The sequence below is a fragment of the Arenibacterium halophilum genome, assembly GCF_005938225.1.
GTDB lineage: Bacteria > Pseudomonadota > Alphaproteobacteria > Rhodobacterales > Rhodobacteraceae > Arenibacterium > Arenibacterium halophilum.
This window is the reverse complement of sequence record NZ_VCPC01000001.1, coordinates 505,696-531,949: the sequence shown is the minus strand read 5'-3', so window position 1 is coordinate 531,949 and position 26,254 is coordinate 505,696. Positions and strand designations below refer to the sequence as shown.

Below are 26,254 nucleotides of genomic sequence, written 5' to 3'. Positions count from 1 at the left end.
GAAGCATAGATTTGCAAACTTACCCGGGCAAGCGGGTTCTAAAGCCGCAATTGCCGCTCGCGCAGGATCACCACCGTGATGGCGACAATGCCCAATGCGGCCGTAACCAGCATCGTGGCGATCAGCGGTGCCGCGCCAACGCCGGGTTTCAGAAGCATCCCGGCAATGGCACTCATCGCGGCGCCGCCGCCCAGCATGATGGCCGCGCTGAGGCCGGCGGCGCTGCCTGCAAGGTGGGGGCGCACGCTCAGTGCGCCGGCGGTCGCATTTGGAATGCACAGCCCGTTGCCCAGCCCCACGAAGCACATGAAGCCGAAGAACACGACGGCCGTGTCATGCCCGGCGAGGGTGAGCGCCAGAGACACGCAGAGTGCGGCCGTGATGGTCAGGCTGCCCCAAAGGACCATGCGGTTCACCCCGTATCGAACGGCATAGCGCCCGGTCAGGAAATTTCCGACAAAATACCCGACGGCGGGGCTGCCGAAGAACAGGCCGAAGACCCCGGACGACAGGCCGTACACTTCGGTCCCCACATAGGGTGCGCCGCCGAGATAGGCGAAAAAGCAGCCCGACGTGAGCGCGCAGGCCATCGTGTAGCCCCAGAACCTTGGCGACAGGAACAGCTCGGGGTAGTCGCGGAATTGCTGAACCAGTGTCTTTCCGCTTTTGGTGGCGGTTTCGCCGAAGTCCCGCCATGTGATCCAGAGCATCACGGCACCAAGGATCAGCAAGAGCCAGAAATTCGATTGCCAGCCAAGGAGGGCGTCAAGCACGCCGCCGATCGCGGGGCCAAACATCGGCACCACGGCCATGCCCATCGTCACATAGCCAATGCGGCTGGCGGCTTCGTCCTGCGAATAGACATCGCGGATGGCGGCGCGGCTGAGAACCATCGTAACGGCAATGACCGCCTGAGCCATTCGGGCCAGAAGGAACAGCTCGGCCGTGGGGGCGTAGATGCAGGCAAGCGTGGCCAGAAGGAACAGCGCGATGCCCCATAGAATCACGGGGCGGCGGCCCATACTGTCCGAGATCGGGCCGATGATGACGTTCAGCAGCCCGTTCATCCCAAGATAAAGCGCAACCGAAAGCTGCATCACCCGATAATCGGTCTGAAAATACTCGGTCATCCGCGGCAGGCTGGGCAGAAAGATGTTCATGCCAAGCGCCGCCAGCCCCGTTGCCAGGATCAGCGTCGAAACATGCGGCGGTGTGGATCTGTCGAGAAAACGGGAAATACGTGTCGTTTGCATGTATCGGGGTTAAAGCTTGCTCTGTGAAATGTCCATTGCACAAGCACATATGCCCGAAAATTTGTCGCTACGTTATCTGTGGCCGTGCGGCTGACACCGTCATGCCAGGATATCGTCGGTGATCTGGGCAAGCGTCACGCCCTGAACCGTCAGGCTGTTGCCGCCGCCGAAATCAAACAACACGTCGCCATTCACGTCACTGGCTGCGGACAGAACGCTGGCGGTGTCGCCCAACCGGAAGAACCGGACCGCATCGCTCCCGGCAGAAAAGTCGGCGATCACGTCGGCGCCGTGGCCGCTGCGATAGATGAACACGTCATTGCCTGCATTCCCATACATCATGTCGTCGCCGCGTCCACCTTCTATGCGGTCACGTGCGCCGCCACCGCGCAGCAGATCATCGCCGTTATCGCCCCGCAGCCTGTCGCGTCCGCTGCCGCCCCAGAGACGATCGTCGGCGGCGCCGCCCGACAGAACATCCTTTCCGACACCGCCCCAGATGCTGTCTTTGCGGCCACCGCCGTCGATGGAATCGTTGCCGTTGTTGCCGCGCAGCTTGTTGATAAAGGCGTTGCCGGTAATGACGTCGTCGCCGCTGCCTCCGGTGGCGTTTTCGATAACCGTTCCATAGGCGATGGCCATGTCATCGCGCCCCGAAAGGTTGGAAAAGGCACCCTCGTTCAGGTCGATCCGCACGCCGGATGACTGGCCCGAGGCGTCGATGGTGTCTTTGCCGCCGCTGTCCCAGATCACGTCGATCGTATCAGCGCGGCCGCCAGAGTATGTGGTGTTGCCCTCGTTGTAGTCAGCCGCGCCCCACAGATCCTGCAGCGCGAGAATATCGTAGATCATCATCGCATCGGCATCGGTGCCGGTGTCGGGGTTCACGGTGTAGGACATCAGCGTGTATTTGTTGGTGTCCTGATCGGTGGGCAGGGCGGGGGCGCTGAACGGGTGTTTCATTCCCAGCGCATGGCCAAGTTCATGCAGGATAAGCGACACGCGCGAGTCGGCGGAAATGTCGAGCGTGTTGTCGTAGACCACGAAGGAATCGACCGAGGTTATGGTGTCGGGTTGGCCGCCTGACCCGTAAGTGTAGCGCACGGACAGCCCGCCATAGCCGATGGTGTTGCCAGGGATCGTAACCTTGCCGACGTTGATGTCGGGGTCGCTGCTGCCGGTGACTTCGACGAAATCGACGTTCAGAAAGGTTTCGATGTGCGCCAGCTGCGCCTCGAATGCCGCGCGCTCGGCCGTCGAAAGGGGCGTCCAGCCAGTGAAGGTGGAACTCGACGGGTAATCCACCGGCTCGGCGTAACCCTCGTATTGATATGTCAGTGTATAGCGGCCGGTGGTCGTGAACATCACGCGGTCTGACACCAGCGAAAACTGCATGGCTTCGATAATTTCGTCGGTCGTCATGGCTGCCTCCGTCCGTTTTGTTATTCTTAGCCGATGTTCGTTTTGAAATCATTCCCCTGAACTGGCGGTATGGCGAACTATTGCGCGCATGCAGCAATTTGCTGATTTGCAAATATTGATTTTCGCAAATCATCATATTTGCAAATTTGCCAGATTCCGCTTTGGCCTTGTCGGCACTGCGGCTAGGGTGCGCGCGAATTGCCAGAAAAGGGTAGCGCACCGATGAAAGACATCCTGACAGAGCTGGAAACCCGTCGTGCCGAAGCGCGGCTTGGCGGCGGGCAGGCGCGGATCGACGCGCAGCACAAGCGGGGCAAGCTGACGGCGCGCGAGCGGATCGAGTTGCTACTGGATGAAGGCAGCTTTGAAGAGTTCGATATGTTCGTGGCCCATCGCTGCACCGACTTCGGGATGGAAAAGCAGCGCCCGGCAGGCGATGGCGTGGTTACCGGCTGGGGCACGATCAACGGCCGCATGGTCTATGTTTTCAGTCAGGATTTCACCGTCTTCGGCGGGTCGCTGTCGGAGACCCACGCCCAGAAGATCTGCAAGATCATGGATATGGCGATGCAGAACGGTGCGCCGGTGATCGGGATCAACGATTCCGGCGGCGCGCGCATTCAGGAAGGCGTGGCCAGCCTTGCGGGCTATGCCGAGGTGTTTCAACGCAACATCATGGCCAGCGGCGTGGTGCCCCAGATCAGTGTCATCATGGGCCCCTGTGCCGGTGGCGCGGTCTATTCGCCCGCGATGACCGATTTCATCTTCATGGTGCGCGATACCTCCTACATGTTCGTGACCGGACCCGACGTGGTGAAAACTGTGACGAACGAGGTGGTGACGGCCGAGGAGCTTGGCGGGGCCTCGACCCACACCAAGAAATCCAGCGTGGCCGACGGGGCGTTCGAGAACGATGTCGAGGCGCTGGCCGAGGTGCGGCGGCTGGTGGATTTCCTGCCTCTCAACAATCGCGAAAAGCCCCCGGTTCGGCCGTTCTTCGACGAACCCGACCGGGTCGAGGCCAGCCTTGATACGCTGATCCCGGAAAATGCCAATTCGCCCTATGACATGAAGGAACTGATCGTCAAAACGGCGGACGAAGGCGATTTCTATGAGATCCAGGAGGATTTCGCCAAGAACATCATCACCGGGTTCATCCGTCTGGAAGGTCAGACCGTGGGCGTGGTGGCGAACCAGCCGATGGTGCTGGCGGGCTGTCTGGACATCGACAGTTCACGCAAGGCTGCGCGCTTCGTGCGGTTCTGCGACTGTTTTGAAATCCCGATCCTGACCTTTGTCGACGTGCCCGGCTTCCTGCCCGGCACCGGGCAGGAATACGGCGGCGTCATCAAGCATGGTGCCAAGCTGCTGTTCGCCTATGGCGAGGCGACGGTGCCGAAGGTGACGGTGATCACCCGCAAGGCCTATGGCGGCGCCTATGACGTGATGGCGTCGAAACACATCCGGGGTGATTTCAACTATGCCTGGCCCACGGCTGAAATTGCCGTGATGGGCGCCAAGGGCGCGACCGAGATCATCCACCGCGCCGATCTGGGCGACGCCGAGAAGATCGCGGCCCATACGCGCGACTATGAAGACCGGTTCGCGAACCCTTTTGTCGCGGCCGAAAAGGGCTTCATCGACGAGGTGATCATGCCCCATTCCACACGTCGCCGCGTTGCGCGGGCCTTTGCGTCGCTGCGCAACAAGAAGCTGACAAACCCGTGGAAGAAGCACGACAACATTCCGCTGTAATCCGGGCTGCCCCACGGTCGCGGGGCGCCTGTGCCACAAATTGCGAAAGGCAGGGGCCATGACTGTCAGACCAAACGATTTCGCAAAACCAGAGGGTGGGGTGCGTCAATGAGTCGGCTTTGGGCGAATCAGTCCTTTGTCATCAGCCATGCAGATGCGGGTGAATTCAAAGGGCAGGGGCTGCGCCCGTTCTTCGAATATCGCCAGCTTGGCATCAGTGAGGCGACCAAGGGCGACTTTGGCGCGCATGTGATCCGGGCGGTTCCGGGCATGGAAAGCCCGGGCAGATGGCACTCGCATGATCTGGTGTTTCAGATGGTCTATGTCACTAAGGGTTGGGTGGTTTTCGAATATGAAGGCGAGGGAGAGCACGTTTTGCGGGCGGGTTCCTGCGTTCTTCAACCCCCCGGAATCCGCCATCGCGAGGTCCGACATTCCGACGATATGGAGCTGATCGAGATCACGAGTCCGGCAACGTTTGACACGGCGGAAGAAATCGCTCCATGATGAAGCGTCGAAGATTTTGGTTAGCGCGCGTGACGAACGCTGCGCCTGCGGCCCCGGCAGGAGGAGCTTTTTCGCAAGGGAAAGGCCGGGGCTGCGGATTTATTCCGCTGATCGTCGCTGCATTGCCGATTTTCTGTGCATCCCATGTCCGTGCCACCCCTGTCGAGGTGCCGTCGGGCCAACCCGTCACCCTGACCGAAGTGTTGCTGGACGAAGCGCCCGGGGCGCTTTGGGTCCGGTTCCGGTTCGTGGCGCCCGACATTGCGCAGGGTGGGGGGCGGATGGATCCGGCGGTTGCGGCCGAAGACATGGATCACCTCTGCACCGCGCTCGCCTTGCCCTATATCCTGCACCACAATCTTGCTGCTGCACGGGTGGTGATTTCGCTTTCGGATCGACCGGTGGACTTTGGCGTAAGCGATGCCGAGGCGACCCAGTTCTTTGAAGCTTACACGCCGCGCGATGGCGCCTGCATCTGGGAAGAATTCTGATGCCCTCACACCCTTTTGCCAAAGATGTCGCCCCATGCTGAAACATCGCGGATTTCCGGGCCGCTACCCCGGCACCGACTTTCAGTTCACCATTCGGCGTGCCAATCCACGGGGCGTCACTCCGCTGGAACGGCGCGAACGTTTCCGCGACCGCAAGTCGCTGGACAAACGGATCGACGCCGCCTTCATGACGGCCCTGTGGGAACAGTTCGGCGAAGAGCCGTTCGAGCGGGGTAACCTGGACGCGGGCCGCCTGAGTTGGCTGTTCGGCCGCGAGGTCATTCCGGCAGAAGACCCTTTCGATCCGACCAGCTATGACGCGCTGCTGCAAATTGACGTGTCGGCGGCCCGCGCGGCTTTCCCCGAGGTGTTCGAGGGCGAATGATGGGCGGCTTCGGCATGAAATTGCGTGCGCGGCGCAGCTTTCGGCGGGTTTTGGCCCAAAATCCGGTGCCGTTTTCGGCGTGCTTGGCGCAGGCCCGAGAAGCGCGCAGTGTCGACTGTGCAAAGGGTGCCATCATGCAGGCGTCCGATGCAGATTACATATTCCGTACCCCTTCCCTTGCCGGGCAGTCGCGCTTACCCATCTCGTGCCTGCCCGGCATTTTTCTATGTTCCGCGCGGCCTGTGCGGCGGGAATTCGCTCAAACTACATGCGATAATCACGAAAGCTTGCGGAACCCGGGGAATGGGTCATGGGTTGATTTATCGAGCAAACAAAAACGAACAGGACAAAACCCATGCAGTATTCCCATTTCGCAAAACGCGGCGCAATCGTTCTGGCCCTGCTGGGCGGACTTGCAGCCTGTGGCGACGACCCGACCGAACGCGCGCTGTACGGCGGTGCAGCCGGTCTTGGGGTGGCAACCCTTACCGACACCAATCCGATCGTCGGCACGGCAGCGGGTGCAGCGGCAAACATGCTGTATTGCCAGCAATACCCCAGCAAGTGCTGATCTGACATTCACGGACCGCTACTGCGCGGTCCGCACGACACGTTCGAACGCCACGCCCGGCCGCGCGCCGGTGCGTGGCGTTTTGCGTTTCGTACCTTTCCAAATGAACCGAAGCCCCCTGAACCGAAGGACGTAAGATGTTCAAGAAAATCCTGATCGCCAACCGTGGCGAAATTGCCTGCCGCGTGATCAAGACGGCGCGCAAGATGGGTATTCAGACGGTCGCGATCTATTCCGATGCCGACCGGCAGGCGCTGCATGTCCAGATGGCGGACGAGGCGATCCACATCGGGCCGCCGCCCGCCAACCAATCCTATATCGTGATCGACAAGGTGATGGAGGCGATCCGCGCCTCGGGCGCCGAGGCGGTGCACCCGGGATATGGCTTCCTGTCGGAAAACGCGAAGTTCGCCGAGGCGCTGGACGCCGAGGGCGTGGCTTTTGTCGGCCCACCGGTCAAGGCGATCGAGGCGATGGGCGACAAGATTACCAGCAAGAAGATCGCGCAAGAGGCGGGCGTTTCGACGGTGCCGGGCTACATGGGCCTGATCGAAGATGCCGACGAGGCAGTCAAAATCTCGAACGAGATCGGCTATCCGGTGATGATCAAGGCCAGCGCCGGGGGCGGGGGCAAGGGGATGCGCATCGCCTGGAACGACGAAGAGGCGCGTGAAGGGTTCCAGAGCTCGAAGAACGAGGCCGCGAATTCCTTTGGCGATGATCGGATCTTCATCGAGAAATTCGTGACCCAGCCGCGCCATATCGAGATCCAGGTGCTTTGCGACAGCCACGGAAACGGCATCTATCTGGGTGAACGCGAATGTTCGATCCAGCGCCGCAACCAGAAGGTGGTGGAAGAGGCGCCCAGCCCCTTCCTGGATGAAGCGACGCGCAAGGCGATGGGCGAGCAGGCCGTGGCTTTGGCCAAGGCCGTGGGTTATGCCAGCGCGGGCACCGTGGAATTCATCGTCGACGGAAGCCGCAATTTCTATTTCCTTGAAATGAACACCCGGCTTCAGGTGGAACACCCGGTGACCGAGTTGATCACCGGTATAGACCTTGTCGAACAGATGATCCGCGTGGCCAAGGGCGAGGCGCTGACAATCACGCAGGACGATATCAAGCTGACCGGCTGGGCCATCGAGAACCGGCTGTATGCCGAAGACCCGTATCGCGGCTTCCTGCCGTCGATCGGGCGGCTGACGCGCTACAACCCGCCCGCCGAGGTGGCTGCCGGTCCGCTGCTGGAGCAGGGGAAATGGCAGGGCGATGCACCCAGCGGTGTCAACGCAGTGCGCAACGATACCGGCGTCTATGAAGGCGGCGAGATCAGCATGTACTACGATCCGATGATCGCCAAGCTGTGTACATGGGCCCCGACCCGCGCCGAGGCGATCGAAGCGATGCGCGTGGCGCTGGACAGCTTTGAGGTGGAAGGCATCGGGCATAACCTGCCGTTCCTCTCGGCGGTGATGGACCACCCGAAATTCGTCTCGGGCGACATGACAACCGCGTTCATCGCCGAGGAATACCCCGAGGGTTTTGAGGGCGTGACCCTGCCGGGCGACGATCTGCGCCGTATCGCGGCCGCCTGTGCGGCGATGCACCGGGTGGGCGAAATCCGCCGCACCCGCGTGTCGGGCCGGATGGACAACCACGAACGCAAGGTGGGTACCGACTGGGCCGTGACGCTTCAGGGCGAACGGTTCGACGTGGTGGTGGATGCCGACCCGAAGGGCGCGACGATCCGCTTTGCCGACGGCCCCGCGCTGCGGGTCGAAGGCGACTGGACACCGGGGCGCAGCCTGGCGCAGATGACGGTGGATGGTTCGCCGCTGGTGCTGAAGGTCGGCAAGGTCAGCGGTGGCTTCCGCATCCGCAGCCGGGGCGCCGACCTGAAGGTGCACGTCCGCACCCCGCGTCAGGCCGAACTGGCCGACCTGATGCCGGAAAAGGTGCCTGCGGATACCTCCAAGCTGCTGCTGTGCCCGATGCCCGGGTTGATCGTGAAGGTCGATGTGGCCGTGGGCGACGAGGTGCAGGAAGGCCAGGCGCTGTGCACCGTTGAGGCGATGAAGATGGAAAACATCCTGCGCGCCGAAAAGAAGGGCATCGTGTCCAAGGTCAACGCCGCGGCGGGCGACAGCCTTGCGGTGGACGACGTGATCATGGAATTCGAATGATTCCATGATCCCCGCGGACCAGCCCATATGGATCTGGAGCGGCGGTCTAACGCTGCTTCTGATCGCGCTGGCGGCGGCCCTGTTCGCCGGGAGCGAGGCTGCGACCTCGCGCCGGATCCTGTTGCAGTTCCTGTTCCGGATCGCGCTGCCGATCACCATCCTGCTGGGCGTGCCGCTGCTTTTGCTGGCTCAGATCATCGGGATCGAGGATCGGCTGGGGCAGGCGCTGATTGCCGGGCTGGTCATCGCGATGGGCTGGCTGACAACGGCCATGTTCACCGAGATCGGCCGCTCGCGCGATCGGGCGGAAAAGCTGCGCGATTACCACAAGGCACTTTATGCTGAAATCGGCAACGCCCTGCGTGCGATCTGGGACGAGGGCCAGTCAGACGGCTACATGCGCGCGACGGTCGAAAAGATGAAGGCCGACCCGACTTTCGTGCCTTTCATCCCGCACGAACGGCACGATCACGTTTTCGATGCGCTGGTGGAAAAGATCGAGGTGCTGCCGCGCCAGACGATAGATGCCATCGTCGCCTACTATGGGCAGATCAAGGCGCTGTCGATCATGGCAGAGGATATGCGCGGCAGCTACTTTCGCGGCAAGCTGGCGCAGGAACGGCGGATTGCGATGTACGAGGATTATGCCCAGATGCGGCGCCAGGCCTTTGTTCTGGGGCAGTATGCGCTGGAGCTGATCCGGGCCTTTTCCGACGGCGGCGCGTCGGCGGCGGATCAGGTGATCGCGCGGGTCAATAGCCCGGGCGCGGACCCGTCCGGCCGGTCAGCGGGATCGGAGTGAACGGAATGTTCGGGTCTTTTTCCATGTCAGCCTCTCGGAAACAGGATTACACCGCAAATATAGGCGGTTGCGGCTATTCGTTCAAGGTGCCGTGCCGCATCTGGATTTCGCGCTGCCGGATCGGCATCTTGTCGATGGACCGCGTCAGCTCGCGCACCGTCCAGGGCAGGGGCTTGCGCAGCTCGATCGCGCCATCCTTGCCGATCAGCACCAGCATGAAGCCACGCGGGCGCAGCTTGCGGCGCAGTTCCGATTGCGTGCCCGGGTCGGTATCCGTCAGAACCACCACTTCGCGTTCGGCCAGCATGGCAGGCGCTTCGGCCAGCCGGTCCATCTGTTCGATGAACCGCGGATCCTCGGCACTGTCGGCAAAGACGATCACGGGGCGCGATTTCCACAGGAAATCCTCTAGCCGGGTGGTTTCGTCGGCGCCAACAATCAGGTCGTCCAACGACGGCTCTGCCGCCTGCGCCATGGCGCCAAGCGGGATAAACAACGCAAGAACAAGGGCCAAGCCGTATTTCATCATCTCTCCTGTCCGGTCGAATATAAGCCCGGACAGGCAGAATGCGACAGCCGAAAAGCCCATGTGGCACATTTTTGGCCGCGATGTACTGACGCGGCCTTTCACATGCCTTCACCTGAACATTCCGGCCAGCCCCCCTCTGGCCGCCCCTGCGACCTGACGAAAGGACACGGAGATGACAAGCAAGCGAGACGAATGGACCAAGCGCGCCGAAGCCGAACTGCGCGGCCGTCCGCTGGATAGCCTGACGTGGAACACGCTGGAAGGTATTGACGTCCAGCCGCTGTACACGGCCGAGGATCTGGAGCGCGCCGACCACCTTGGCAGCCTGCCGGGCGAGGCCCCGTTCACGCGCGGCGTGAAGGCCACGATGTACGCCGGGCGGCCCTGGACGATCCGCCAATACGCGGGCTTTTCGACGGCCGAGGAATCCAACGCCTTTTACCGCCGCAACCTGGCCGCCGGTCAGCAGGGTGTCTCGGTCGCTTTCGATCTGGCGACGCACCGCGGCTATGACAGCGACCACCCCCGCGTGACGGGCGATGTGGGCAAGGCGGGCGTTGCCATCGACAGCGTCGAGGACATGAAGATCCTCTTCGACGGCATCCCGCTGGATACGGTTTCCGTCTCGATGACGATGAACGGCGCGGTGATCCCGGTGCTGGCGAGCTTCATCGTCACTGGTGAGGAACAGGGCCACGACAAATCGGTGCTTTCAGGGACCATTCAGAACGATATTCTGAAGGAATTCATGGTCCGCAACACCTATATCTATCCGCCCGAACACTCGATGCGGATCATCGCGGACATCATCGAATACACCAGCAACGAGATGCCCAAGTTCAACAGCATCTCGATTTCCGGCTACCACATGCAAGAGGCCGGCGCGAACCTTGTGCAGGAGCTGGCCTATACGCTGGCGGACGGCAAGGAATACGTGAAGGCCGCGATGAGCGCGGGCATGGATGTCGACAAATTCGCCGGTCGGCTGTCTTTCTTCTTCTGCATCGGGATGAATTTCTTCATGGAGGCTGCCAAGCTGCGCGCCGCGCGCCTGCTGTGGTATCGCATCATGGACGAGGTGGGCGCCAAGAACGAACGGTCGAAAATGCTGCGCACCCATTGCCAGACCTCGGGCGTGTCGTTGCAGGAACAGGACCCCTATAACAACGTGATCCGCACGGCTTACGAGGCGATGAGCGCGGTTCTGGGCGGCACCCAGTCGCTGCACACCAACGCGCTGGACGAGGCGATTGCTCTGCCGACCGATTTCAGCGCCCGCATCGCGCGCAACACACAGCTGATCTTGCAAGAGGAAACCGGCGTCACCAACGTGGTCGATCCGCTGGCCGGGTCCTACTACGTCGAATCCCTGACCAAGGAATTGGCCGACAAGGCGTGGGCGCTGATTCAGGAAGTCGAGGAAATGGGCGGCATGACCAAGGCGGTCGCCAGCGGCATGCCGAAGCTGCGGATCGAGGAAACCGCCGCGCGGCGTCAGGCGATGATCGACCGGGGCGACGAGGTGATCGTCGGCGTCAACAAGTACCGCAAGGACAAGGAAGACCCGATCGACATTCTGGATGTCGACAACGTCAAGGTGCGCGACAGCCAGATCGCACGGCTGGAAAAAATCCGCGCCAGCCGGGACGAATCCGCCTGTCAGGCGGCGCTTGACGAATTGACCCGCCGCGCGGGCGAAGGCGGCAACCTGCTGGAAGCAGCGGTCGAAGCGGCGCGCGCACGCGCCAGCGTAGGAGAGATCAGCATGGCGATGGAAAAGGTGTTCGGCCGCCACCGGGCCGAGGTGAAGACGCTGGCCGGTGTTTATGGCGCGGCCTACGAAGGCGACGAAGGCTTTGCCGCCATTCAGAAATCGGTCGAGGACTTCGCCGAGGACGAAGGCCGCCGCCCGCGGATGCTGGTGGTAAAGATGGGGCAGGACGGCCACGACAGGGGCGCCAAGGTGATCGCGACCGCCTTTGCCGACATCGGGTTCGACGTGGACGTGGGCCCGCTGTTCCAGACCCCCGAGGAAGCGGCGCAGGATGCGGTGGACAATGACGTGCATGTGATCGGCATCTCGAGCCAGGCGGCAGGTCATAAAACATTGGCGCCGCAGCTGGTCGAGGCGCTGAAAGCCGCCGATGCGGAAGACATCATCGTGATCTGCGGTGGCGTCATCCCGCAGCAGGACTACGATTACCTGTACAAGCACGGGGTAAAGGCGATATTCGGCCCCGGAACCAACATCCCCAAGGCGGCCGAGGACATCCTGCGTCTGATCCGCGAGGCGCGGGGGTAAACCGGCAAGAGGCAAGACTTGGGCAAGCGGGGCACGATCGGTGCGGGAATGGCGGCGGGGGCCCTTTGGGCCGTCGCGCTTGTCTGGGGCGTGCAGTCGGCGGGCTATGCCTATCTGCCGCCACAGCTGACGCTGCCCGGTGCGCTTGCGATGCCGGGCCTTGTGCTGGCCGCCATGATCGGACGCATCGCGCAGCGCCGGTTTTTCGACCAGGCGCTGATCGACGGGGCCGGGGCCATGCAGGGGTCTCCGGCGTGGATCGACGGGCGCGTGCTGGTGAACACGGTCGAACAGGCGCTGCTAGCGGCGCTGATCTGGCCTTTTGTCGCGATGACGCTGGGCGGGGTTCTTGCCCTGTACCTTGGCGGCGGGTTCGTCGTGGCGCGGCTGGCCTTCTGGGTTGGCTACCATGTGGCACCGCCGCTGCGCGCCTTCGGCTTTGCCGCGACCTTCTATCCCACCGTTCTGGCCGGGCTCTGGGCGCTGGCGGTGTGGCTGTGATCGGGCGCGCTGCGGCCGCACACCGCACCTGACAGCGGCGCGGCGGCAGGCTAACGTGATCCCATGTCGATCTGGACCCGGATAACCGAGGCGCTGTCCGCGCTGGCGAATGGCGAAAGCCTTGCGCAGGTCTTTGACCGTCTGCGCACGCCCCCCGAACGCAGCGTGGCCTTTACCATCGCCGTGATCGCGCTGGGCGCCAAGATGGCCAAAGCCGACGGCACCGTGACCCGCGACGAGGTGACCGCTTTTCGCGAGGTCTTTCTGATCGCGCGCGAGGACGAAGCCAACGCCGCGCGGGTGTTTAACATGGCCCGCACCGACGTGGCGGGCTATCGCGACTATGCCGCCTCTGTCAGCCGCATGTTCGAAGGTGACCGGCGCGTGCTGTCGGACCTGATGGAGGGGTTGTTTCACATTGCCATCGCCGACGGGCATTACCATCCCGCCGAAGATCAGTTCCTGGCGGACGTGGCCGAGATTTTCGGTCTGTCGCCGGCAGAATTCGCCGGGCTGCGCTGTCGGTTCGTGCCCGATTCCCGGCCCGATCCCTATTCGGTGCTGGGTGTGTCCCCCGACACCCCGCGTGACCAGATCCGCGCCGCCTGGCGGCAACTGGTTCGCGAAACCCACCCCGACCGGATGATGGCCCGTGGGGTTCCGGAAGAGGCGGTGAAACTGGCCGAAAAGCGCCTGCGCGACATCAACCAGGCCTGGGACGACATCAATTCGGCCGCCGCCTGATGCGGCTGGCAACCTATAACGTCGAATGGTTCGCGAACCTGTTCGACGAGGAAAACCGGCTGATGATGGATGGCGGATGGTCGGGCCGCCACGATGTGACCCGCACCCAGCAGGCCGAGGCACTGGGCACGGTGTTCCGCGCGTTGGACGCTGACGCGGTGATGGTGATCGAAGCGCCGAATACAGGGCGGCATCAACATACGGTCGCCGCGCTGGAAGGGTTCGCCGCGAATTTCGGGCTGCGCCAGCGGGTGGCGGTCATGGGGTTTTCCAACGACACCCAGCAGGAAATCGCGCTGCTTTACGACCCCGATAGGCTCAGCGCGCGTCACGATCCGCAAAGCACCGGCGCGCCCCGCTTCGACGGGGCGTTCGAGATCGACCTTGACGTGGATGCCACCCGCGACAGGGTGCAGTTTTCCAAGCCACCACTTGAGCTTGCGGTTGAAACCTCATCCGGGTTTCGGTTTCGGATGATCGGCGCGCATCTGAAATCCAAGGCCCCGCATGGGGCACGCGGGCACGACCAGATCATGCGTGTGTCAATCGCCAACCGGCGCAAACAGCTGGCCCAGGCGATCTGGCTGCGTGCCCGGATCGAGGCGGTTTTGTCCGAGGCGCAGCCGCTGGTGGTGATGGGCGACTTGAACGACGGCCCGGGGCTGGACGAATACGAACACCTGTTCGGGCGATCCTCGGTCGAGATCGTGCTGGGTGACGATCTGCATGACCCGCATGCGCGCATGGCGCTGCAACAGCGGCTGGGCGCGATGCCGGCCACCGCGCGTTTCACTCAGCCGGGGCAGGGGCGGTTTCTGTCGGCACTGCTGGACTACGTGATGGTGTCACCCGATCTGATGGAACGTCAACCGCACTGGCGCATCTGGCATCCCTTTGACGACGCACGGATTTACCGCGATGGGGTGTTGCGCGAGGCCCTTCTGCTGGCGTCGGACCATTTTCCGATCACGCTGGATATTGAGATCTGACCCTTAACGCGGGGCGTCGGGTGGCCTATATTCAGGGGCATGAAACAGCTTGTCGCCCTTGCCCTGTCGATCGCCATGCTGGCCGCGCCGCTGCGCGCCGAAGAACCACCCGCCGAAGGCCGATCGCTGATGGAGCAGGGGATGGAGCTGTTCTTCGAAGGGCTGCGCGATGAAATGTCGCCCGCGCTGCGCGACCTGCGCGATCTGGCGGGCGAATACGGTCCTCAGATGCGGAGCTTTTTCCAGCAGATGGGCCCGGCCCTGGGCGATCTGATGAGCAAGGTCGGCGACTGGAGCCGCTATGAGCTGCCCGACGTTCTGCCCAATGGCGATGTCATCATCCGCCGCAAGGCCGATGCGCCGCCCTATGAGCCGCAGCCGGACGTGGACGACGATGAGCCGCCAGCCGGTGCGACAGACATCTGAGTTCGCCGACGGAAGGGGGCTCCGCCCCCGCCCGCTGCGCGGACTCCCCCGGAGTATTTATGGAATAATGAAGCGGGGTTTCAGGTGATCTTGACGCTGGTTTCGGCGTTAAGCGTCGTCGCAAGCGAAAGGAAGCGCGCCTCGGCCACTTCACCGAACAGATCCTGCGTCGCTTTGGGCATGGTCAGCGTCAGTTTCCGTTTCTTGGGTTGCCAGATCAGCGCGGCACCGGGGCCCTCTTTCTGCATCAGCAGCATCGCGCCAAGGCGCATGGCCTTGCCCAGAACTTCGGCCTGATGTTGCGAGCGGTCGTCGAGCAGCGTGTAGAGGTTGTCGAAGGCGGTGCCATCGCGCTTGTTTGAATAGCGGTGCAGCAGCGCGAGACCAAGGAAGACGCGTTCGGAGTGCTTGAGGCCGCCCAGATTGGCGCGGGTCGCGTTGTCGAAACAGACTTCGGCGCGGTAGTCGGGGTGGGCGCGCCAGCTGACATCGTGCAGCAGCGAAGCGGCCTTGATCAGGCGCTGGCGGGCCGGCGGCGCGGCGCGGAACAGCGGTGTCACGAAATCGAACAGGGTGCGGCCAAATCCGGGCAGGCGCGCGTCTTTCGCCTCGGCAAAGCGGCAGGCTTCGATCAGCGGATCGCGGTCGCGCAGGCGTTGGGGCATCTGTTCGTACAGCAGCCCCTCGCGGATGCCATAGCTGGAGATCGCGATGTCCTTGGGTTTGAAAGTACGCACCAGCCGCGACAGCACTTCGGAGGCGATGGGCACCAGCGCCATCCGGGCCGACGACACGCCACAGGCATTGCGCAGCGCGTCCGGGTCGGATTCGGCGATGTGGCGCACGGTGGCCTGAACGGCGGACGGCGACATGCGGTATTCGTGCAGCACTTTCAGCGGATAGCCCCTGCGGTGCATGTCGATTTTGGCAATGGCGCGCCAGCTGCCGCCGACCAGGAACAGGCGGTTGTGCTGCGGGCCCATGCGATCGGACAGATCGGCCATCACCGACTTGATGTAATCCTTGCGGGCGCGGGCGCCGCCGGACATGCCAGCCAGTTTCAGCGGCCCGAGCTGCGAGGTGGTGCGCTTGCCCACGCGGCCCTCGGCGATTTCGGCCAGTTCCATGGACGAGCCGCCAATGTCGCAGACCAGACCGTAGGATCCGGGCCAGCCCAGCAGCACGCCCTGCGCAGACAGCCGCGCCTCTTCCTCGCCGTCGATCACCCAGAGCCGCAGGCCGGTTTCGCGCTGGATATCATCGCGGAATTCGGGGCCATCTTCGGCATCGCGCACGGCGGCGGTGGCGACCGCGGTCAGCGGGGGCAGGTCCATCCCCTCGGCAATGCGCTGGAAGCGCCGCATGGCGGACAGGGCGCGGCGGCGGCCTTCGGGGTTCAGGCGGCCTGTTTCCGAAAGGCCTGCACCGAGGCCGCACATGATTTTTTCGTTGTAAAAATAGGCAGGCGAGCGGGCGGCGCCATCGAACACCACCAGACGGACCGAGTTCGAGCCGACGTCGATCACGCCGACGCGCGACAGGGCGCGCGCGCTGGGATCGTTGAACAATGGGCGGCCGAAGGGGCCCCATTCACCTTGAGCAGGTTCAGACTGCAAATTCATGTCTTCCGCGCGTTGGTTCCGGTCAGCCGCCTGTTGGCGGGGTCAACTTGGGGCAGGGCGCGGGCCCGGTCAACCGCATAAACCGGGCCGGTTGCATTGAGCCGGTTTCCGCGCCCGTTCAGTCGTCGGCGTGGGTCAGCTGTGGGACGTCCGAGGCCCCGGCCGAGCCGCGCCCCGAAAGCGACGGGTTTTCCATGAAAAAACGGTGGCAGTTGAAGGCAAACCCGCCTTCAGGCGCGGGCGGACGCGTGAAGCTGCCGTCGGGGGCCATCACCCAGCTTTGCGCAACATCCGCAAGATTGGCGGCCATCACCTGGCTGACGATCTGGGCCTTGACCGTTGCGTTCTCGATTTCCACGAGCGTTTCGACACGGCGGTTCAGGTTGCGGCCCATCCAGTCGGCGGACGAGATGAAAACCCGCGCGCGTTTTGACGGCAGGCCATGGCCATTGCCGAAGCAGACGATGCGGGAATGTTCCAGAAAGCGGCCGACGATGGATTTGACGCGAATGTTGTCGGACAGGCCCTTGATACCGGGGCGCACACCGCAGATGCCGCGGATCACCAGGTCGATCTTCACGCCGCCCTGGCTGGCGCGATAGAGCGCGTCGATCACCTCGGAGTCGATGAGCGAGTTCATCTTGGCCCAGATCGCCGCAGGTTTCCCGGCCTTGGCATGGGCGATTTCGGCATCGATCAGCTCGATCAGGCGCGGCTTCAGGGTGATCGGTGAAATCGCAAGGTTTTCAAGGCTTTCGGGCTGGGCATAGCCCGAAAGGTAGTTGAACACCTTGGTGGCGTCGCGGCCCAGGGCCTTGTCGCAAGTAAAAAAGCTGAGGTCGGTGTAGATGCGCGCGGTGATCGGGTGATAGTTGCCGGTGCCGTAATGCGTATAGGTCACGAGGCTGTCGCCCTCGCGGCGCACCACGGTGGAAATCTTGGCATGGGTCTTGAGGTCCATGAACCCGTACACCACATGCGCGCCCGACCGTTCCAGACGCCGCGACTGGCGGATGTTGGCGGCTTCGTCAAAGCGGGCCTTGAGCTCGACCAGAGCGGTGACGGATTTGCCGTCTTCGGCGGCCTCGCACAGGGCCTCGACGATGGGCGAATTCTTCGACGTGCGGTACAGCGTCTGCTTGATCGCCACCACGTCGGGGTCGCGCGCGGCCTGTTGCAGGAAGCGCACCACCATGTCGAAGGTTTCATAGGGGTGATGCAGCAGCATGTCTTTCTGGCGGATCGCGGCGAACATATCGCCGTCGTGATCCTGCACGCGTTCGGGCACGCGGGGCGTGAAGCTGGGCCAGAGCAGATCGGGGCGCGAGTCGAGCACCAGCTCGCCCAGATCGGCAACGCCGATCATGCCGTCGACCTCGATCACCTCGGAGCCGTCGACGTGCAGCGCGTTCATGACCGTGGCAAGCAGTTTTTGTGGCGCACCGGCAGAGTGGGTCAGGCGCACCACCTCGCCGCGACGGCGGCGTTTCAGCGCAACTTCGAATTCGCGAACGAGGTCTTCGGCTTCTTCTTCGACTTCCAGATCGCTGTCGCGCAGCACGCGGAATTCAAAATGCGATTTCAGCACGTAACCGGGGAAGAGATTGCCGATTTCCAGCAACAGCAGATCTTCCAGCGGCAGAAAGCGCGCGGTGCCCTCGGGGGCGGGCAGGGGAACAAACCGGTTGATCTGTGCGGGGATCGGCAACAATGCCTGCAGGCTGCGTTTGTCGCGGCTGCGTTCCAGCTGAACCGCAAGGCAATAGCCGGTGTTGGGAATGAACGGGAACGGGTGTGCCGGGTCGATGGCCAGAGGGGACAGCACCGGGAACACCTGTTGCAGGAACACATCCGCCAGGTGGGTACGGTCGGCCTCGGTCAGATCATCGCGCGAGAGCAGGGAAATCCCGGCCTCTTCCATTTCAGCCTTCAGGCTGACAAGAACGCGCTGTTGCGATTGCATCAGGCGGCGGGCGTTTTCGCTGATCAGCACCAGTTGCTGCGATGGCGTCAGCCCATCGGCGGCCGGAGTCATGTTGCCCGCATGGGCCAGTTCGCGCAGGCCGGCGACACGCACGGTAAAGAACTCGTCAAGGTTGTTGGCCGAGATCGACACGAACCGGAGCCGCTCCAGCAGCGGCACACGGAGGTTCTCCGCCTCTTCCAGCACGCGCCAGTTGAAGCCCAGCCAGCTGAGCTCGCGGTTGTAGAATCGTTGAGGGCCGTTGGGATCGAAATCCTCCAGCGCGACGGCGGGGGGAATGTCGGATTGCAAGAAATCAGCGTTTGTCATGGCGGCCTTATCCTGACCGAATGTAACCGTTCGGTGACGGAGATTTAAATAGTTTCCGACGAACCCGCCGCGATGGCAATCATCCGCGCGGCGATCTGGCGCGACACGGTGCGCCCTTCGTCCAGCGCCATCTTGTCCATCCCCGCCACGATGCTTTGCGCCGCCGCGAAAGACCGCTCCATCTGGCGCACCAGATAGGGAATCACATCGGGTTTCGGCGTGATCTGCCGGTCGGCGAACAGCTTGCCCAGCACTGCGGCCAGCAACGTGTCGTCGGGCAGGTCCAGCGCCACATGGGCGGCGGCCTGAACCCGGCTTTGGATATCTGGAAGGGCCAAGCCCCATTGCGACGGGTCGCCGCGCCCCGTCATCAGCAAGGGGCAGCCATTGGCACGCATCAGGTTGAACAGGTGAAACAGCGCATCCATCGCGGCGGCGTTCGAGGCGATTTCGGGCACGTCTTCGACCGCAACCGGGGCCTCGGCCAAGGTTGGAATATCGCGCCCCGGCAGATCGCGCGAGGGCACGATAACCGCACCGGTCATATTGGCCCAGACGTTGGCCAGATGCGTCTTGCCCGCGCCCTCGGGGCCACAGACCGTCAGCTGTGGCGCGGGCCATGTTTCGGTCGATTCGATCATTGCCACCGCCAGCGCGTTCGAGGGGGCGACGTAGAAATCCGCCCGCCCCAGCACGGTCAGCGCGGGGAGGTCAAAGCTGAGCTGTCGGGCCATGTCAGCTGTCTTTCGGGGTGAAATGATGGTCGGGGGCAGGCTCGGGTTCGCCCGAGTACAACCGGCTGTTCATGTACTGGCTGACGGCGAAACGCGCGATCACGCCAAGCGCTGCAGCGACGGGCACGGCGACCAGCATCCCGACGAACCCGAACAGCGCGCCAAAAACAGACAGTGCCAGCAGCAGCCAGACCGGATGCAGCCCGACCGAACTGCCGACCAGCTTGGGCGTCAGGATATTGCCCTCGACCACCTGGCCGATCACGAATATCGCGCCGACGATACCGATCGACACCCAATCGCCCCAGAACTGGAACAGTGCCAGCCCGATGGCCAGCGCCCCGCCGATCAGCGCGCCAAGATAGGGGATGAAGGTGACCAGCCCCGCGATGAACCCCACGACCAGCCCGAATTGCAGCCCCACGATCATCAGCGCCACCGCGTAATAGGTGCCAAGGATCAGGCTGACAGTGCCCATGCCGCGAATGAAGGACGCCAGAGTGCGATCTATGTCGGAGGCCAGCAGGCGGATGGTGGGCGCATGTTCGCGCGGCAGCAACTCGTCGATCCGGGCGATCATGTTGTCCCAGTCGAGCAGCAGGTAGACCGACACCACCGGCACCACCACCAGCAGGATCACGATGTTGATGATCGACAGGGCCGAACCCAGCAGGGTTTCCACCACCTGCGGGCCCCGGCTCTTGATCGCTTCGCCAATCGACGCCAGCGTCTTGCGCATGGTCGAATCCGCGTCCAGCAGCGACGGGAAATGTTCGCCCAGGAAGGTTTGCAGGTTGTTGGTCAGCTTGGGCAGCGTCTCGATCAGCCCGGCGGTCTGGGAAATCAGCGTCGGCACCACCAGCAGCATCATAAGCACGAAGATCAGCACGGCGGCGATGGTGATGATCGCCGTGGCACCCACGCGGCTGAACCCCGCGCGTTCCAGCCGGTCGGCGACCGGGTCGATGAAATAGGCGATGGCAGCACCGATGATGAACGGCATCAGCACATTGCCAAGGAACCACAGCACCACCGCAAAGACGATGGCGGCGATCCCCCAATAGCGCAGTTGATCGCGAACCGGCAGCGACATGATGACCCTTTCAGATGTTCCCCGTGACATCGCCCATGCGCCGCGTGGTTTCAAGGGGCGGGCCATGCGAAAAGACACGGGAAAAGCCGGGCGCGCAGGGCGCGCGGGCTTGTTTTGGCAGGGGCAAAGCCATAGAGGAATGGCAACACCATCTGTCCCGGAGCCATCATGCGCCTGAGCCGCTATTTCCTGCCCGTCCTGAAAGAAAACCCCGCCGAGGCGCAGATCGTCAGCCACCGCCTGATGTTGCGTGCGGGCATGATCAAGCAGGCGCAGGCCGGGATCTATTCGTGGTTGCCGCTGGGCTACAAGGTGCTGCGCAATGTCGAGGCCATCGTGCATCAGGAACAGCAGCGCGCGGGCCATATCCCGCTGCTGATGCCGACGCTGCAATCGGCCGACCTGTGGCGCGAATCCGGCCGCTATGACGCTTATGGCGAGGAAATGCTGCGCATCACCGACCGTCAGGGCCGCGACATGCTGTACGGCCCCACCAACGAAGAGCTGATTACAGACATCTTCCGCAGCCATGTCAGCAGCTACAAGGATCTGCCGCTGACGCTCTATCACATCCAGTGGAAGTTCCGCGATGAAATCCGCCCGCGCTTTGGCGTGATGCGGGGCCGCGAATTCCTGATGAAGGACGGTTATAACTTCGACGTGGATTACGAGGCGGCAATGCGCGCCTACGACCGCCACATGGTCAGCTACCTGCGCACCTATGAACGCATGGGGCTGAAGGCGATCCCGATGCGCGCCGATTCCGGCCCCATCGGCGGCGAGGATACGCACGAGTTCCTGGTTCTGGCCGATACCGGCGAATCCGAAGTGTTTTATGATGCGGCAATCACCGACCTGACGCTGGGCGACCGCGCGGTGGATTACGACGATGCGGCGCAGCTTCGTTCGATCTGCGAGGAATGGACAACCCCCTATGCCCGCACGGACGAAACCCACGACGAGAGCCTGTTCGACGCCATCCCCGAAGATCGCCGCAAATCATCGCGCGGTATCGAGGTGGGGCAGATTTTCTATTTCGGCACCAAGTATTCCGACCCGCTGAATGCGGCTGTTCAAACCGCCGATGGCGGCAAGGTGCCGGTGCACATGGGCAGCCACGGCATCGGCGTGTCGCGCCTTCTGGGCGCGATCATCGAAGCCAGCCATGACGACAAGGGCATCATCTGGCCCGAAGGCGTGACTCCCTTCCACTGTGGCATCGTGAACCTGCGACAGGGCGACGAGGCCGCAGATGCCGAATGCAACCGCATCTATGCCGCGCTGGTCGCCGCAGGGCTGGAGCCGCTGTACGATGACACCAACGAACGGGCCGGGGGCAAATTCGCCACGATGGATCTGATCGGCTTGCCGTGGCGCATCACAGTGGGGCCGCGCGGGCTGAAAAACGGCGTGGTCGAGCTGACCAGCCGCCGCACCGGCGAAAGCGAGGAACTGAGCCCCGAAGCCGCGGTTCAAAAGGTGGCGGAAATCTACGCGCCGCATCTCGCCGCTGCCGCCATTCTGTAAAACGAAACCGTCAAGCGACTGACAAGCGGAACTTTTTCGACCTCCCAAGTGTTGAGGCCACAGATGCCAACACACTTGGGAGTATCGAAATGCCTCGCCTTCGCCGTCTTGCTGTCCTGTCTTCGCTTGCCGCTGTCGCGGTCGGTGCCGCGACGCTGGCGCTGGCCTTGCCGCAGATCGACGGGCCTCTCGGGGGTGTCACCAGCCCGCACGGCGCCGCCGTGATGCATGAACCCGATACGCTCGACACCATCCCCGAAGGCGCAGTTTTGTACTTCGACCAGTCCGGCGGCCTTGACGCCGTGGTGACGGACGGTGATACCGCCGATATCCAGAACAGGGCCGAGGCGCTGCACGCGCTTTAAGCCTGACGCTGATATGCGGCGCGGCCCACGGCCCGCCGGGGTTCGGAGGACCATGTGAGCGCGCGCACACGCCCCTTTGCGGGTTTCGAATGGATGATCGCCTGGCGTTATCTGCGCGCCCGCCGCGCCGAAGGCGGCGTCAGCGTCATGACTTGGATCAGCCTGATCGGCATCACCCTGGCCGTCTTCGCCCTGATCGCGACGCTTGCCGTACGCTCGGGCTTTCGCGCCGAATTCGTCGGCACGATCCTCGGCGCCAACGCCCATGTCACGGTTTACAGCGCGGGCGAGGTTGACCCCTTGGGCAACCTGAATCGAACGATCCCGGACTACGATGAGATGGTTGCCCGTATCGCCGCCGTTCCGGGCGTGACCCGCGCGGCGCCTTTGGTGCGTGGTCAGGTGCTTGCCAGCCTGCGGCAGGGCAGTTCCGGCGCGGAGATCATCGGCATCACTCCCGAAGACCTTGCTAGCCTGCCGGGCATCGCCCAGGCCGAGGAAAGCGCCGGAGACGTCGCGCGCTTTTCCGAAGGCATCGCCATTGGCTCGGGCCTTGCACGCCAGCTGAACGCCACCCCCGGCGACCGGATCAAGCTGACCTCGCCCAACGGGGTGCAGACAGCGATGGGCACCAGCCCGCGCGTCAGCAGCTACGAGGTGGTCTATGTCTTCACCGCCGGGCGCTACGACATCGATCGTACCCGGATCTACATGCCGCTGGATCAGGCACAGCCTTACCTGAACCGCGAAGGTGTTGCGGATGAGATCGAGGTGATGGTCACCGACCCCGAAGCGGTGGAATCGATGGCGCTGCCGATCCTGCGCGCCGCCGGTGACACGGCGCTGATCTGGACATGGCGCGATCAGGCGGGCGGCTTCCTGCGCGCGCTCGAAGTCGAGGACAACGTGATGTTCATCATCCTGTCGATCCTCGTGTTGATCGCCGCGATGAACATCGTTTCGGGCCTGATCATGCTGGTCAAGAACAAGGGCCGCGACATCGGCATCCTGCGCACCATCGGCCTGACCGAGGGCACGGTGCTGCGCGTATTCTTCATCTGCGGGGCCGCCACGGGGGCCATCGGCACGCTGGCCGGGGTCATCCTCGGCTGCCTGTTCGCGCTCTATATCGACCCGATTTTTTCCTTCGTGAACTGGGCGATGGGCGGCGGCGTCTGGGACCCGTCGATCCGGGGGATCTATGCGCTCCCGGCGGAATTGCACCTGAACGATGTGCTCAGCGCCGTGGCCCTGTCGCTGGGGCTGTCGTTTTTTGTCACCTATTTCCCCGCCCGCCGCGCGGCGCGGATGAACCCGGTCGAGGCGCTGCGTTATGAGTGATCCCGCGCTGCTGCTGGACGGTATCTGCAAAAGCTACAACCGTGGCACCCCGGCTGAGGTGCGCGTGCTGCAAGGCGCCTCGCTGACCCTGCGAAAGGGCGAGGCGGTGGCGCTGGTCGCCCCCTCGGGCGCCGGGAAATCCACGCTGCTGCATATCGCCGGGCTGCTGGATACCGCCGATGCGGGCCGCGTGGTCGTCGGCGGCACCGACATGAGCGCGGCAGGCGATGCCGCCCGCACCGCGATGCGGCGGCAGGACATTGGCTTCATCTATCAGTTTCACCACCTGCTGCCCGAATTCTCGGCCGTGGAAAACGTGGTGCTGCCGCAACGGGCCAATGGCGTACGCGGGTCCGAAGCAGAGGCGCGCGCGCTGACCCTTCTGAAGATGGTGGGGGTGGATCACAGGGCAGGTCACCGCCCGGCGGCGCTGTCGGGGGGCGAACAGCAGCGGGTGGCCTTCTGCCGCGCCATGGCCAATGCGCCGGGCGTTCTGCTGGCGGATGAGCCCACGGGCAACCTTGACCCCGCGACGTCGGATCAGGTGTTCGAGGCGCTGATGCGGCTGGTGCGCGAAAACGGGATGGCGGCGCTGGTCGCCACGCATAACCCGGCGCTGGCCGCGCGGATGGACCGGGTGATTCACCTGGCCGAGGGTCAGCTGCGCGACGGGCCGTTCAGCCCCGCAGCGTAACCCAGGTGCCTGCGCCCATCAGCGCCAGCCCCAGCCCGCGCATGGCCGAAACCGGCGTGACCGGCGCGCCGAACAGGCCGAAATGGTCGATGGCGGCGGCACTGATCAACTGGCCGATCAGCACGCAGAACACCGCGTTGCCGACTCCGAAATGCGGCGCGATATAAGTCACTGACAGCACGTAGAACGCCACCAGTGCCCCGCCCAGCAACAGATGTCGGGGAGCCGTTGCCACCCGGATGAGAGCACCGGGGCCGGTGATCGCCACCGCGACCAACCCGATCACCATGGCCGATGCGAAGAGCACGGCCGCCGCGGCGGCGGGCGAGGCCATGTGCCGCCCCAGCGCGGCGTTCAGGGCCGCCATCAGCGGAATGCCGACCCCGGCCAGCAACATGGTGAATGCATAGATGCCCATCGGCCGCCCTTTCGCCTCACGCGCAGATATTCTTGATCTCGGCTTTGTCCCAAGGCAGGTACACGCCGCTTTCCCGCTTGCCATCTCGCGGCAGGTCCGACACCGGAAAGGCGGCTTTCAGCATATCGTGCAGCCGCCGGGTGCGGGCAGCGCCCGGATCAAGCGCGCGACAGCAGACGTATTCCTCGACAATCGCGCCCTGCTGTTCATAGGCGTAGCTCAGGAAATCGGGCTTCGCGTCCAGTTCGAACAGGTAGGGATCGTCACTCGCGCCGTGCTCGGCGGCGGCGCGCAGCGGGCTGTACCCGGTCTTGGAACGGTTCTGCCATTGCCAGACATGGGTCAACTCGTGCGCCAGCAACATCGCCGCACTCAGGCTGATGCGTTCGGGGTAGGTGTTCATGTAGTTGTCGGCATACCATGCCTTGTCGAAGAACACCGTGTTGAACAGCGTCACGGCGGCGGGTTTCGCCGTGACAATCGCCTCTGTCGCAGGGGGCAGGATGCGTTCGCGGCAGGTGACGCGCGGACGGGCCTTGCGTCGGAAGGTTACGGCGGCCACGGGTGCGCCATCGACCAGCCGCACCCGTTGCGCCGCCAGTTCGTCACCCAGCATTGACCGGGCAAAGGCCTGTTCGGATTCGGTCAGGGGGCGCCCGCAGGCAAGCAGCAGAACGGGCAGCAATATGACAAGCAAGCGTAAGATCATGGCGCGACGTTATCCCGGGGTCAGCGCGGTGAACAGCGCAGAAATGGCGGCAAATCGGGGGCGCTGCCCCCGCCGCCCGTGCCGGGCGACTCCCCCGGGATATTTACCCCCCAAAGAGGAATAGTGTGTCTTGTTTTCTTTGGGGGACAAATATCCCCGCCGGAGGCACCGCGCGGCACGCGCGGTCAGGTGGCGTAAAAGCTGGCCATCGCGGTGGCGACAGGTTTGCCGTCTTCGCCGTCTGTCATATCGGCCCGCACAAAGACCAGCGCCTTGCCCGCACGGATGATGCGCGCATTGCAGCGGATCACCGGGGCTACGCCGGGGCGCAGGAATTGGGTGTGCAGATCGGTGGTGGCGAACAGGCGCATTTCACCCGCGTTGGCGATCGCGGCAAGGACCATGGCGGTGTCTGCCAGCGCGGCCAGGGCTTGGCCCGAGACAATGCCGCCGACCCGGCGCAGTGCGGGGCCGTTCTGCATGTCGACGACTGTTAGGTCTGGGTTGGCCGAGATGACGCGCATGTCAAGCGCGCGCACCCATTCGGCAAAGTTCTGATCCAGTATGTCTTGCAGCTGCGCAGGTGTCATGTGGCGAC

At 63.5% G+C, this 26,254-nt stretch carries 26 protein-coding genes; 16 read left to right on the top strand and 10 right to left on the bottom strand.

All coding sequences use genetic code 11. The features are described 5' to 3' along the window. Window positions 1–38: 38 nt before the first annotated feature. Together FGK64_RS02580 and FGK64_RS02575 are read right to left on the bottom strand one after the other, a co-directional pair. Window positions 39–1,253: a multidrug effflux MFS transporter gene (locus FGK64_RS02580; RefSeq protein ID WP_138862236.1), complete on the bottom strand. Its 1,215-nt coding sequence runs from the start codon at window positions 1,251–1,253 to the stop codon at window positions 39–41. A 99-nt stretch (window positions 1,254–1,352) separates the two neighbouring features. Continuing rightward, a complete protein-coding gene (locus FGK64_RS02575; RefSeq protein WP_138862235.1) occupies window positions 1,353–2,675 on the bottom strand; it encodes a M10 family metallopeptidase in 1,323 nt (440 codons plus the stop codon). A 222-nt stretch (window positions 2,676–2,897) separates the two neighbouring features. Between FGK64_RS02575 and FGK64_RS02570 the strand changes: the two genes are divergently transcribed. The 7 genes from FGK64_RS02570 (at window position 2,898) to FGK64_RS02540 (ending at window position 9,369) form a co-directional block, all read left to right on the top strand. Further along, window positions 2,898–4,430, top strand: a complete 1,533-nt coding sequence (locus FGK64_RS02570; protein ID WP_138862234.1) for an acyl-CoA carboxylase subunit beta — start codon at window positions 2,898–2,900, stop codon at window positions 4,428–4,430. 108 nt (window positions 4,431–4,538) lie between these two features. After that, a complete protein-coding gene (locus FGK64_RS02565; protein ID WP_138862233.1) occupies window positions 4,539–4,937 on the top strand; it encodes a cupin domain-containing protein in 399 nt (132 codons plus the stop codon). Window positions 4,938–4,966: 29 nt separating this feature from the next. Then, window positions 4,967–5,428, top strand: a complete 462-nt coding sequence (locus FGK64_RS02560) for a DUF6497 family protein (protein WP_342773925.1) — start codon at window positions 4,967–4,969, stop codon at window positions 5,426–5,428. 34 nt (window positions 5,429–5,462) lie between these two features. After that, a complete protein-coding gene (locus FGK64_RS02555) occupies window positions 5,463–5,813 on the top strand; it encodes a hypothetical protein (RefSeq protein ID WP_138862231.1) in 351 nt (116 codons plus the stop codon). Window positions 5,814–6,168: 355 nt separating this feature from the next. Then, complete coding sequence (locus FGK64_RS02550) at window positions 6,169–6,384, top strand: hypothetical protein (RefSeq protein WP_138862230.1); 216 nt, start codon at window positions 6,169–6,171, stop codon at window positions 6,382–6,384. A 137-nt stretch (window positions 6,385–6,521) separates the two neighbouring features. Continuing rightward, on the top strand, window positions 6,522–8,567 hold the full coding sequence (locus FGK64_RS02545; RefSeq protein ID WP_138862229.1) for an acetyl-CoA carboxylase biotin carboxylase subunit: 2,046 nt from the start codon (window positions 6,522–6,524) through the stop codon (window positions 8,565–8,567). Window positions 8,568–8,571: 4 nt separating this feature from the next. Beyond that, window positions 8,572–9,369 carry a hypothetical protein gene (locus tag FGK64_RS02540; RefSeq protein ID WP_138862228.1) on the top strand — a complete coding sequence of 266 codons (798 nt, stop codon included), beginning with the start codon at window positions 8,572–8,574 and terminating at the stop codon, window positions 9,367–9,369. A gap of 73 nt (window positions 9,370–9,442) precedes the next feature. Here the strand turns inward: FGK64_RS02540 and FGK64_RS02535 are convergent, their stop codons facing one another. Then, window positions 9,443–9,895, bottom strand: a complete 453-nt coding sequence (locus FGK64_RS02535) for a DUF4174 domain-containing protein (RefSeq protein ID WP_138862227.1) — start codon at window positions 9,893–9,895, stop codon at window positions 9,443–9,445. Window positions 9,896–10,070: 175 nt separating this feature from the next. Between FGK64_RS02535 and scpA the strand changes: the two genes are divergently transcribed. From scpA to FGK64_RS02510, 5 genes are all read left to right on the top strand, one after another. After that, entirely contained in the window at window positions 10,071–12,200 is a 2,130-nt protein-coding gene (gene scpA / locus FGK64_RS02530) for a methylmalonyl-CoA mutase (RefSeq protein WP_138862226.1), read from the top strand. Between the two features lie 18 nt (window positions 12,201–12,218). Further along, window positions 12,219–12,701 (top strand): MAPEG family protein, encoded by a 483-nt coding sequence (locus FGK64_RS02525; protein WP_246057653.1) that lies wholly within the window; start codon window positions 12,219–12,221, stop codon window positions 12,699–12,701. A gap of 63 nt (window positions 12,702–12,764) precedes the next feature. Further along, entirely contained in the window at window positions 12,765–13,445 is a 681-nt protein-coding gene (locus FGK64_RS02520) for a molecular chaperone DjiA (protein ID WP_138862224.1), read from the top strand. Next, entirely contained in the window at window positions 13,445–14,434 is a 990-nt protein-coding gene (locus tag FGK64_RS02515) for an endonuclease/exonuclease/phosphatase family protein (RefSeq protein WP_138862223.1), read from the top strand. The genes FGK64_RS02520 and FGK64_RS02515 overlap by 1 nt, the downstream gene beginning before the upstream one ends. A 39-nt stretch (window positions 14,435–14,473) precedes the next feature. After that, window positions 14,474–14,860: a hypothetical protein gene (locus FGK64_RS02510; RefSeq protein ID WP_138862222.1), complete on the top strand. Its 387-nt coding sequence runs from the start codon at window positions 14,474–14,476 to the stop codon at window positions 14,858–14,860. 80 nt (window positions 14,861–14,940) lie between these two features. Here FGK64_RS02510 and FGK64_RS02505 read toward each other — a convergent pair whose 3' ends face one another. The 4 genes from FGK64_RS02505 to FGK64_RS02490 all read right to left on the bottom strand — a co-directional run bounded on the left by FGK64_RS02505 (window position 14,941) and on the right by FGK64_RS02490 (window position 20,602). After that, complete coding sequence (locus FGK64_RS02505) at window positions 14,941–16,482, bottom strand: Ppx/GppA family phosphatase (protein WP_138862221.1); 1,542 nt, start codon at window positions 16,480–16,482, stop codon at window positions 14,941–14,943. A gap of 118 nt (window positions 16,483–16,600) precedes the next feature. Next, a complete protein-coding gene (locus tag FGK64_RS02500) occupies window positions 16,601–18,775 on the bottom strand; it encodes an RNA degradosome polyphosphate kinase (protein WP_138862220.1) in 2,175 nt (724 codons plus the stop codon). Between the two features lie 44 nt (window positions 18,776–18,819). After that, window positions 18,820–19,509 carry a P-loop NTPase family protein gene (locus FGK64_RS02495; protein WP_138862219.1) on the bottom strand — a complete coding sequence of 230 codons (690 nt, stop codon included), beginning with the start codon at window positions 19,507–19,509 and terminating at the stop codon, window positions 18,820–18,822. Window position 19,510: 1 nt separating this feature from the next. Continuing rightward, window positions 19,511–20,602, bottom strand: a complete 1,092-nt coding sequence (locus tag FGK64_RS02490) for an AI-2E family transporter (RefSeq protein WP_138862218.1) — start codon at window positions 20,600–20,602, stop codon at window positions 19,511–19,513. 168 nt (window positions 20,603–20,770) lie between these two features. Here FGK64_RS02490 and proS point away from each other — a divergent pair, with 168 nt between their 5' ends. The 4 genes from proS to FGK64_RS02470 all read left to right on the top strand — a co-directional run bounded on the left by proS (window position 20,771) and on the right by FGK64_RS02470 (window position 24,529). Further along, the gene (gene proS, locus FGK64_RS02485; protein ID WP_138862217.1) at window positions 20,771–22,129 is read left to right on the top strand and encodes a proline--tRNA ligase; all 1,359 of its coding nucleotides are present in this window, start codon (window positions 20,771–20,773) and stop codon (window positions 22,127–22,129) included. Between the two features lie 89 nt (window positions 22,130–22,218). Beyond that, window positions 22,219–22,494, top strand: a complete 276-nt coding sequence (locus FGK64_RS02480; RefSeq protein WP_138862216.1) for a hypothetical protein — start codon at window positions 22,219–22,221, stop codon at window positions 22,492–22,494. Between the two features lie 54 nt (window positions 22,495–22,548). Further along, window positions 22,549–23,835 (top strand): lipoprotein-releasing ABC transporter permease subunit, encoded by a 1,287-nt coding sequence (locus FGK64_RS02475; protein ID WP_246057652.1) that lies wholly within the window; start codon window positions 22,549–22,551, stop codon window positions 23,833–23,835. Further along, entirely contained in the window at window positions 23,828–24,529 is a 702-nt protein-coding gene (locus FGK64_RS02470; RefSeq protein WP_138862215.1) for an ABC transporter ATP-binding protein, read from the top strand. Before FGK64_RS02475 ends, FGK64_RS02470 begins: the two co-directional genes overlap by 8 nt. Here FGK64_RS02470 and FGK64_RS02465 read toward each other — a convergent pair. The 3 genes from FGK64_RS02465 to FGK64_RS02455 form a co-directional block, all read right to left on the bottom strand. Beyond that, the gene (locus tag FGK64_RS02465; protein WP_138862214.1) at window positions 24,513–24,947 is read right to left on the bottom strand and encodes a DMT family transporter; all 435 of its coding nucleotides are present in this window, start codon (window positions 24,945–24,947) and stop codon (window positions 24,513–24,515) included. The two genes, FGK64_RS02470 and FGK64_RS02465, sit on opposite strands and share 17 nt — an antisense overlap. Before the next feature lie 16 nt (window positions 24,948–24,963). Continuing rightward, window positions 24,964–25,656 (bottom strand): eCIS core domain-containing protein, encoded by a 693-nt coding sequence (locus FGK64_RS02460; protein ID WP_138862213.1) that lies wholly within the window; start codon window positions 25,654–25,656, stop codon window positions 24,964–24,966. 185 nt (window positions 25,657–25,841) lie between these two features. After that, complete coding sequence (locus FGK64_RS02455; protein WP_138862212.1) at window positions 25,842–26,246, bottom strand: PaaI family thioesterase; 405 nt, start codon at window positions 26,244–26,246, stop codon at window positions 25,842–25,844. Between the last annotated feature and the right edge of the window lie 8 nt (window positions 26,247–26,254).

What these genes read in the sequence shown, in the direction of transcription:
- FGK64_RS02580 (WP_138862236.1), bottom strand. Translation starts at nt 1,253, where the DNA reads ATGCAAACGACACGTATTTCCCGTTTTCTCGACAGATCCACACCGCCG.
- FGK64_RS02575 (WP_138862235.1), bottom strand. Translation starts at nt 2,675, where the DNA reads ATGACGACCGACGAAATTATCGAAGCCATGCAGTTTTCGCTGGTGTCA.
- FGK64_RS02570 (WP_138862234.1), top strand. Translation starts at nt 2,898, where the DNA reads ATGAAAGACATCCTGACAGAGCTGGAAACCCGTCGTGCCGAAGCGCGG.
- FGK64_RS02565 (WP_138862233.1), top strand. Translation starts at nt 4,539, where the DNA reads ATGAGTCGGCTTTGGGCGAATCAGTCCTTTGTCATCAGCCATGCAGAT.
- FGK64_RS02555 (WP_138862231.1), top strand. Translation starts at nt 5,463, where the DNA reads ATGCTGAAACATCGCGGATTTCCGGGCCGCTACCCCGGCACCGACTTT.
- FGK64_RS02550 (WP_138862230.1), top strand. Translation starts at nt 6,169, where the DNA reads ATGCAGTATTCCCATTTCGCAAAACGCGGCGCAATCGTTCTGGCCCTG.
- FGK64_RS02545 (WP_138862229.1), top strand. Translation starts at nt 6,522, where the DNA reads ATGTTCAAGAAAATCCTGATCGCCAACCGTGGCGAAATTGCCTGCCGC.
- FGK64_RS02540 (WP_138862228.1), top strand. Translation starts at nt 8,572, where the DNA reads ATGATCCCCGCGGACCAGCCCATATGGATCTGGAGCGGCGGTCTAACG.
- FGK64_RS02535 (WP_138862227.1), bottom strand. Translation starts at nt 9,895, where the DNA reads ATGAAATACGGCTTGGCCCTTGTTCTTGCGTTGTTTATCCCGCTTGGC.
- scpA (WP_138862226.1), top strand. Translation starts at nt 10,071, where the DNA reads ATGACAAGCAAGCGAGACGAATGGACCAAGCGCGCCGAAGCCGAACTG.
- FGK64_RS02520 (WP_138862224.1), top strand. Translation starts at nt 12,765, where the DNA reads ATGTCGATCTGGACCCGGATAACCGAGGCGCTGTCCGCGCTGGCGAAT.
- FGK64_RS02515 (WP_138862223.1), top strand. Translation starts at nt 13,445, where the DNA reads ATGCGGCTGGCAACCTATAACGTCGAATGGTTCGCGAACCTGTTCGAC.
- FGK64_RS02510 (WP_138862222.1), top strand. Translation starts at nt 14,474, where the DNA reads ATGAAACAGCTTGTCGCCCTTGCCCTGTCGATCGCCATGCTGGCCGCG.
- FGK64_RS02505 (WP_138862221.1), bottom strand. Translation starts at nt 16,482, where the DNA reads ATGAATTTGCAGTCTGAACCTGCTCAAGGTGAATGGGGCCCCTTCGGC.
- FGK64_RS02500 (WP_138862220.1), bottom strand. Translation starts at nt 18,775, where the DNA reads ATGACAAACGCTGATTTCTTGCAATCCGACATTCCCCCCGCCGTCGCG.
- FGK64_RS02495 (WP_138862219.1), bottom strand. Translation starts at nt 19,509, where the DNA reads ATGGCCCGACAGCTCAGCTTTGACCTCCCCGCGCTGACCGTGCTGGGG.
- FGK64_RS02490 (WP_138862218.1), bottom strand. Translation starts at nt 20,602, where the DNA reads ATGTCGCTGCCGGTTCGCGATCAACTGCGCTATTGGGGGATCGCCGCC.
- proS (WP_138862217.1), top strand. Translation starts at nt 20,771, where the DNA reads ATGCGCCTGAGCCGCTATTTCCTGCCCGTCCTGAAAGAAAACCCCGCC.
- FGK64_RS02480 (WP_138862216.1), top strand. Translation starts at nt 22,219, where the DNA reads ATGCCTCGCCTTCGCCGTCTTGCTGTCCTGTCTTCGCTTGCCGCTGTC.
- FGK64_RS02470 (WP_138862215.1), top strand. Translation starts at nt 23,828, where the DNA reads ATGAGTGATCCCGCGCTGCTGCTGGACGGTATCTGCAAAAGCTACAAC.
- FGK64_RS02465 (WP_138862214.1), bottom strand. Translation starts at nt 24,947, where the DNA reads ATGGGCATCTATGCATTCACCATGTTGCTGGCCGGGGTCGGCATTCCG.
- FGK64_RS02460 (WP_138862213.1), bottom strand. Translation starts at nt 25,656, where the DNA reads ATGATCTTACGCTTGCTTGTCATATTGCTGCCCGTTCTGCTGCTTGCC.
- FGK64_RS02455 (WP_138862212.1), bottom strand. Translation starts at nt 26,246, where the DNA reads ATGACACCTGCGCAGCTGCAAGACATACTGGATCAGAACTTTGCCGAA.